The following is a 440-nucleotide window of genomic DNA, read 5'->3' as shown; positions in this document are numbered from 1 at the left end:
GGCTTCAGCCGCGCCCAGGCGGGCTGCGCCGCCCGCGCCGCCTCGACGGCGAGTTCCAGCACGTTCGGCGTTGCCGAACGCAGCATGGCGATGGTCTCACCGGTTGCCGGATAGATGACCGGCAGCGGCGCGCCGCCTTCGTCCTCGATGTAGCGTCCGTTGACATAGTGCGATGCCGTGGGCTGGGCGCGCATGGGAGGTCTCCAAATCGTCTTCGCGGCATGCATGATCGTGCAGTCACGATCATGCTCTATCTGTCCGACGCCTGCCAGCTCGGATTGATCCATGGTTCCTGGTTGGACGGCGCCAGCGGCGTCCGGCCAAGGATGTGATCGGAAGCCTTCTCCCCGGTCATGATCGATGGCGCATTGAGATTGCCGTTGGTGACGCGCGGGAAGATCGAGGAATCGGCGACTCGCAAGCCTTCGACGCCAATGACC

At 64.8% G+C, this 440-nt stretch carries 2 protein-coding genes; both read right to left on the bottom strand.

From position 1 onward, the window contains the following. The coding region (locus EN984_RS37315; protein ID WP_127384485.1) for an aldehyde dehydrogenase family protein at positions 1–194 on the bottom strand (194 nt) is incomplete at its 3' end. A gap of 56 nt (positions 195–250) precedes the next feature. Then, positions 251–440: GMC oxidoreductase (locus EN984_RS37310; RefSeq protein WP_245480222.1), on the bottom strand; the 190-nt coding region annotated here is incomplete at its 5' end.

Origin of the sequence: Mesorhizobium sp. M7A.F.Ca.CA.004.12.1.1 (assembly GCF_003997835.1) — a bacterium.
In the GTDB taxonomy this organism is placed as follows: domain Bacteria; phylum Pseudomonadota; class Alphaproteobacteria; order Rhizobiales; family Rhizobiaceae; genus Mesorhizobium.
This window is presented reverse-complemented; position numbering and strand designations above follow the sequence as displayed.